This is a genomic window from Pseudomonas sp. NFACC16-2 (assembly GCF_900119205.1).
GTDB classification, from domain to species: domain Bacteria; phylum Pseudomonadota; class Gammaproteobacteria; order Pseudomonadales; family Pseudomonadaceae; genus Aquipseudomonas; species Aquipseudomonas fluorescens_Q.
Genome location: NZ_FPIX01000044.1, coordinates 40,239 through 46,676, shown reverse-complemented (window position 1 = coordinate 46,676; position 6,438 = coordinate 40,239). Strand labels below are relative to the sequence as shown.

Annotated in this window: 2 protein-coding genes; one reads left to right on the top strand and one right to left on the bottom strand. The window is 59.8% G+C overall.

Annotated features, from left to right (window positions below):
* The first annotated feature begins 303 nt into the window (after positions 1 to 303).
* Entirely contained in the window at positions 304 to 5,670 is a 5,367-nt protein-coding gene (locus tag BT116_RS25380; protein ID WP_072348099.1) for an OTU domain-containing protein, read from the top strand.
* A gap of 79 nt (positions 5,671 to 5,749) precedes the next feature.
* Here BT116_RS25380 and BT116_RS25375 read toward each other — a convergent pair whose 3' ends face one another.
* Positions 5,750 to 6,436 carry a GNAT family N-acetyltransferase gene (locus BT116_RS25375; RefSeq protein WP_063323726.1) on the bottom strand — a complete coding sequence of 229 codons (687 nt, stop codon included), beginning with the start codon at positions 6,434 to 6,436 and terminating at the stop codon, positions 5,750 to 5,752.
* Between the last annotated feature and the right edge of the window lie 2 nt (positions 6,437 to 6,438).

The window sequence follows — 6,438 nt, the reverse complement described above, 5'->3', positions numbered from 1 at the left end:
CCGCGACCCGATCGTTCCCACGCTCTGCGTGGTAATGCATCCCGTGACGCTCTGCGTCACCTTGCAGAAGCGGAACGCGGAGCGTCCCTGGCGGGATCCCCACGCGGGAGCGTGGGAACGATCAATCGGCGCTAGCCGGCTCATGACTTTGTTCCATGAGAGCTTGCTTCCTCGCCACGATTTGGAAGACATCCCGGCTTACGCTTTTCTCCTAGCCCGCCAGCCACCCCTATACATATGTATGTCATTGACGGTCGAACGGCGCGATAGGGTCCCAGTCCTCATCACAACCGGGACACTTCAATGCCTGTCTTCTCCGAACATGAACCTGGCGCGCCGTCGCCTCTTCCTGCCGCGCGCTTGAAACCCATCAGCCTGTTGGCCAACGGCGCTCGATTTCAACCGCATGTATTCGCCGATCAATGGCTAGGTCAATGGGGCCTGACCGGCGATGCGCAGGTCAACGTCACGTATCAAGAAGTCGAGACCATCGACTCGGCCGCCGCCACCCAGAGCACCTCGGTGCCTTTGCGTGACGCCGTGACCCAAGGCTTTCTGATCGCCCATCAAAGCCGCGGATCTTCCTCTGGCCACTCCCCCCGCGAGGGCTGGATTTATCCCCACATCAGTCACATGTCCCTGGACTTCACGGCGCTGCGGGTCAACGGCAAGGCCCTTGCGCCAGACGTCCTGCAGCAATTGCGCGCCGGCATTGCGCCCGGCTACCAGGGCATCGGCCAGCCCGTCATGACTGAGGTGGATGCCCAGGGCAATCTGCTCGGTGCCCGTGAAAAAGAACAGGTCAGGCAATTGGCGTTGCTGGACACCAATCAGGTGAAACTGGCGCGCTTGTTTGCCGCTCTTCCAACGTTCGACTCGGTGCTCAAGAATCTGCTGGCCAGCCGGATCAAGGCGAAGATCCCGCAGAAAAAATTCCGTGGATCGCTGCTTCAAGACATCGACCCGGATCACTGGCATGTGAATCACTTTACCGTTGACGCGACGGGCAGCCGCTCATTGACCTCGTCGCAGCGTTTTTCCGACGTGATGCTGGACTGCCTGGTGACGGATACACCGCCCACTTACGCGGTCGGCAGCGTCGGGTTCTTCAGTCGCCCAGACTCGGTGGAAGAGGCCGACAGCGTCTTCGCCAGCCCATTGGACACGAAAACGGCAGCGACCCTGGAGGCTGTGTTCTATATCGCCCAGCCCACCATCAATGAGGATTTGAAGCGCCAATTTCGCGATGACTTCCTCCATTTTCGCAATCAGAACAACGCCACGGACGTCCTCGACACGCCGGCGCCGTCCACAACGCGGGCGACGCTCGCTCATCTGCTTTCACGACGTTTTTTGCATCTCTTCGACCTGTACAAAATCGATCGCGACCCAGGCACCCAATCGAGCCCAGACACACGAACCCGGCAGGCAGAGGAAGATCGCCTGTTGGACCTCATCACCACCCATCCTTCCATGGCCGACAGAAACCGCTTGCTGCGGGCCCCCATTCCCCATGTGTACGCCGTCATGCTCGATATGGGCACCGCAGCGCCGAAGAAATGGCCGGCGGCGATGGTGATCAAGCGGACCGATCAACCCTATCTGTTCCTGTACTCCCTGGAAGGCGGAATACGGCGATTCAATTCTGCCCAAGACCTGATCAATAAAGTGAGCCCGATCTACGAAGGGCGGAAGCGTGCGATCCGGGATATTGCCTCTGAATTGTCCGGGTCTGTGTTTGAAGTGGCGGCAGATGACCTGTTGCAGATTCAAAGCACCGCCCTGGAAAGGTATTTGAATGCTCCGGGAAACGAGACGGTCGCTTTGACCGCTTTTGCCCTGAACGTTGAGGATGCGCTGGACTTGCCCATGTTGTCGCTGGCCGGGCCGCTGGCGGTCCGTCAGGAAATCCTGGTTGAAAACAGCCGTGGCGATTTCTACAAGACCGCCACGCGTACGGAGAAATCGACCTATCGCAGCCTGGAAACCCAGGTCTTGGAGGCGGCCTATCAGTTGGGCAGTAGCGATATCCAGACCTTGTTGCAGTTCACCCGCCAGAAGGTCAAGGAGTACCTGCAAAAAACCGTGCACCCCGGCATCGATCCCGACCCTGACCAGAGCCTGGTCACGTTTTTCTATGGCCAACGCGCCAATCCAAGGCAGTCGCGCAGCACCAGCCTGACCCAACTGTTGCTCGACAACCTGCGCCCGGCTCAATACCCGAACGGCATGCGCGAAGTGTTGAGCGCTTACCTGGTCGATGGGGACGGCCAACGCATCCGGAATCCGGCCAACGGCTATTTCATCACGTTGACCGGGCGCGAACTCGCGCGGATGGTGACGAGCATCGATGCCGGTGGCAGCTATCAAGCCATGCTCAAGGAGGCGATGCACAAGCCGGAATACAAAAAGGCCTGGCAAAGCGCGTACCTCGCCAATCTGAAATTCAAAGTCTTCGAGGCCTCGCTCAAGGGCGACGACGTATTCAAGGCCAGCCTGATCGATAAGGCTTTCAATCCTCCGAAACCGGCAAAGAAGCTCGCCCTTTGGCTCGACGCCGTCCTGCGCTCGCCATCAGCCGCGCGTCGCGCACCGGTCATGGGGCGCACGGTGCACGTCTACGGTCTTTTGCTGGGTGGCAGCATGGCGGCGGGCGGGCAGCAGGCCAGGCAGAGCAATGCGACCAGCATCGATGGCGCGCTGATCTTTTCCGATCAGGCGGGGCCGGATATCAAGGGCACCGTTGGCGTTTATTTCCCGGATGCGCCCGAGGGGGAAGACTTCCATGAGTTTGCCGATCTGAGCGATGGCATTGCGCAGCTGTTGCCCCGTGAGGACTGGCAAGAATATTTCCGGGCGCGTATTTCCACCAGCAACCCGGCAGAAATCAAACGGACACTGGGGCAGCAGGGTGGTCGTCCGTTGATTCGCGGCGCGTTGATCACTGGCGATCTGCTTGAGGACCTGCATCGAGCGCACGTGTACTTTCACAGCGCCCATGCCGATCACCGTTCCAACAGCAACCGGGATGTCCGCCATCAAACCTATGGCCGGTTCGGGCAGGTGGTGATCGAGATTGTCCTGGAACTGGCCGGCCTGTTCCTGGCGCCCGGTATCCAGATGCTCAAGAGCGCCATCAAGACCGGTTTGCTGATATTCAGGACCGGGGCCATTCCGCTGAACTTGAGAACCCTGGCGCTGGTGCACACCATAGCGAACCACGGTGGATGGCGCCTGTCCGCAGGCGTGGCGGTGCCCACGCGAAGCCAGTCGTTTTTCCGCGCGGTGACGGCACGCCAGAGTCCGGAGGAGGCGCTGACCGGATTGCCGTTGGATAGCGCGATCTACGGCCGTTATGCCGTGGCGGATACCTCGGTGATACAAGGCCTGGCAGCGGACGCCCGGGGCTTCTATCGTGCGACGGTCAGCGACCTCGCGACGGGGCGCGTAACGGCGCGTCCCGTGTATGTGCGCCAGCCCGACGGCACGGTGTTCCGTGTACATGACGCGACGAAGCTGAACGCGACCGATGCCACTCTGGTCGACCCGATAACGGGATTGAGCCTGCGCTCCAGTGGGGTGATGAGAAGTACCGTGGCGCGGACGTCCGATGGCGAATGGCGTGCCGTAGGATTTGGCCGGGGCGGTGGAAAACGGCCAGGGGATTTGAACCCCCAGCCAGGCCCTTCGAAACCTAAGAAAGCGGCCTTTTCTTCTTCCGTTCTTTCCGCGCAAATTCGCACGCCAGGCACCTGGAACAATCAACTGATGGACCTGATTCCGTCGATCATGACGCGCCTGGCCAATTGGCCGCCAAACCGCAGTCTGCTGATCATCAACCGACAGGTCCCTGAACAGGTCTGGTCGGTGCGCTTCACTCCCGGACAGGAAGAAACCATCTATCCGATGGAAATCCACCCGGATAGAGCAGAGACGGATATCGTCCTGACGCGCATGACCCAGGACCATTACAGCCTGGAATTGAATGGAAAGGTCGTGAAGATTCCTGCCGACGGCGATTGTTTCTTCAATGCCGTCACCCGCGGGCTGAATGAAGGACAGGCCCAGGAAACGTTCTCCATGCAAGGCTTGCGAAATGAAGTGGCCGACTACATCGATCAGCATCCACAGATCGAACAATACGTGGCACCGCCACCCACTGGGACACAAGAGGCGCTCTTCGAGAATGCGTCTTCGCTGGACAACCTGTTGGGTTCGGCCGCGGTGCTCGATCTCACCCGGATCGTCTATGGCGCGCCCAACCCGCATCGCCTGTTCCAACCCACCTTGCGCTACCTGGAGTTGCATGCGAACAGTTCGGTGCGTATGGCAATCACGGCCAATCCGGCCTCCAGGTTGCCAACCGAAATCCTTCAACAAGTCGGACGCCTATTGTCGCGGCGGCCGCCGGCGAAATTGGTGGCCAGCGTTTATGCGCCGTATTCCGGGGAAGAGCGACAAACCATGCAGCAACTGTTCGAGGATCTCTTGGTGGGGCCCGTTGAGCCTGAACTGATCCAGAAGCTGCTTGATGACCAGTTCCTGCTGATGACTCCTGACGTGGCCCATATCCTGCTGGAGTACGGCGTGACCGCAAGGCAACTGGTCAATCACCATCCCAATAACAGTTCGGCTTATATCCTGTATGACGAAGCGCTGCACGGTCATCTGGACGAAGACCAGCTTGAAGCCCTGCTCGATGGGGCCTACCTGGTCAATAGCGACGATCTGGATGATGCCAAGAGTCTATTGGTAGCAGATGCCGGCAAGTACGTTGATGATACTTCGGAGCTGTTCGATCATTTCATTTACACGGACAGGGCCGATAGGACTGTCAACTTGTTCAAGACCGCTCTCGGGCGTTTTCCCGTCTTGCTGAGACGGGCGAATTTTCTGTTCAGGTCGCCGATCATCGCGCATAACCTGGGCGGTTTGTTGCGGGTCGGCGAAGTGGCCCGGTGGCTGCGTAACCCGACCTTGTCCGATAGGCGTTTCCAGCTTCTTGCGGAGTATGCGAGCACCCGCTACAGCGAATTGCAGCGCACCGAAAGCATCGATGTCGACTGGATGCAGTTGTTTGACGACCGGAACCTGCACAACATCGTCACGCATCAAGAGGAGCTGGCGGATTTCCTGGTGTTCCTGGGGGGCGCGTGGGGCAACATCATGGACAACGACATCCCCGCGGTCGCAAAACTGTTCAGCTTTGCGGGGCAGCCGCCGTCCAACGCCAGGGTTGCCCTGTTATTCGAGACCCCGAATCTGTGGAGCTCTCTGCAGAAACTCCGAAAGGATTACGCCAGCCAGATCTGGGCCGACCTGATCGGGCCGCACTTCAGCGACGCCACCATCCGAAAGGCACTGGCCGAACCCAGGGCGCTGAATTCCGAGTTGCATCTTGCCCTGGCCTTGAGAGGCAGCCTTGCGCCGGAAGAATTCCGCGCAAACCAGATTATCCAGCGGCTGCTGTCCATCGGCCAACGGCGGGCCCAGCAGTATCTGTATAACTTCGATTTCCCGACCGATCGCCTGGGCCATAGCCGCCTGGATTTTGCCGTGTATGTGGAAAGTCACCTGGCCATTCCAGACTGGGCCTGGCAGTACGCAAGACGAGGCGTAACCCCGGATTCACTCAAGAGTATTGGTGAGGTGAAGCCTAAACCGGAGTGACGGTGACGTGCTCGTGATGGTCGGGCGGTGGTGTTGATTGTGCCGCCGCTATCGCGAGCAAGCTCGCGATAGCGGACCCTCAGTCCCCCACAACAGATGACCGACACTCCACCAACCCCAGCACCTGCCCACCCTCGCGCTGGTTCTCCTCGCTCAGCCAGCGTTCGAATCCCGCCCCAATCGCCGGCCATTCCGAGTCGAGCATCGAGTACCACGCGGTGTCGCGGTTCTGCCCCTTGACCACCATATGCTGGCGGAACACACCTTCAAAGGTGAACCCTAACCGTTCGGCGGCGTATTTGGAGCGGGCGTTGCCGTTGTTGCACTTCCATTCCAGGCGGCGATAACCCAAGGCGAAAGACTCCTTGGCCAACAAGTACACCGCCTCGGTGCTCTTCGGCGAACGCTGCATCGGCGCGCCGAAGGTCACGTGGCCGATCTCGATGCGACCCTGGGCCGGGACGATGGACATCAGGCTGAGAATGCCCTGCACGTCGCCACTGGCGCGGTCGATCACGCTGAAGAAGTACGGGTCGGTATTGGCCGCATGATTGTCCAGCCAGGCATCGAAAGCGCCGCGGTCCTTGAATGGGCCGTAAGGCAAGTAATCCCAGAGCTTCGGGTCGGCCCCGGGGCCTTCAAGGGCTTGCCACAGGCCGTCGGCATGGCGTGCCGGGTCGAGTTTTTCCAGGCGGATGAAACGCCCTTCAATCAACTGCGTAGACGGCGCCGGGACACCTTTCCAATCGGCGAGTGAAGTCGACATGC

Coding starts and splice junctions, on each gene's coding strand:
- BT116_RS25380 (WP_072348099.1), top strand. CDS start 304: ATGCCTGTCTTCTCCGAACATGAACCTGGCGCGCCGTCGCCTCTTCCT.
- BT116_RS25375 (WP_063323726.1), bottom strand. CDS start 6,436: ATGTCGACTTCACTCGCCGATTGGAAAGGTGTCCCGGCGCCGTCTACG.